Genomic DNA, 826 nt, shown 5'->3' with positions numbered 1-826 from the left:
GGGCAGTGCGGGGTGGGCCGGGTCGCCGTAGCCGATGTGGGAGCGGCCGGAGGTCGGCAGGACCAGGCCGGTCGGGCGGCCCTGCTCGTCGTAGGTGCGGGTGAGGGCGGCTCCGAGCGGGTCGGTGTAGCTGACGGGGCGTCCGCCGTCGTCCCAGTCCTGGCGCGTCTCGTCGCCGAGCGGACCGGTCAGTGCCACCGGTCTGCCGAGTGCGTCGAAGGTGTGCACGCTGTGCCGGGGGCCCGGGCCGCGGACGGTGGTGCGGCCCTCGTCGTAGGCGAGTTCGATCCGCGCCGAACGGTCCGGCCCGCTCCAGTCGATCTCGCCGACCGCGTAACCGCCGTCGTAGGAGAAGCGCAGTGTCTCCTCGTCCGCGGTGAGGCGCACCAGCCGGTCCTCGGCGTCCCGTACGAAGTCGGTGACGGGTCCCGCCCGGTGACGCAGGCGCACCAGGGACCCGGCGGAGTCGTAGTGGTACGAGGCGATGTCCTGGCCGAGCGGGTCGGTCAGCCGCACGATCCGCCCGTCCCCGTCGCGGTGCAGCACGGCAGCGCGGCCCCGGGCGTCGACGAGCCGCACGGCCCGGTCGCTGTGCTCCTGCCGCACGCCCCGCCCGGCGGTGAAGGTCCACCCGTGGCCGAATCCCTCCCCGTCACTGCGGCGCAGACCGCGGTGCTCGCGCACCAGCCGCAACGGGCGCTCCCCTCCGGCCACGACCAGGTCCAGCTGCCGTACCGTCAGCTCCCCCTCGACGAGGTCGACCTCGATCTCCGTGAGGTCGCCGAGGGGGATCCGCAGCACGGTGGGGAGCCACGCCGCCGGGGAG

The 826-nt window shown here is 74.9% G+C and carries 1 protein-coding gene; it reads right to left on the bottom strand.

The features are described from left to right. Nucleotides 1-826: DUF6531 domain-containing protein (locus tag ACOV8S_RS06850; protein WP_448316708.1), on the bottom strand; the 826-nt coding region annotated here is incomplete at both ends.

It is taken from the genome of Streptomyces sp. CO7, from assembly GCF_053474865.1.
This window is presented reverse-complemented; position numbering and strand designations above follow the sequence as displayed.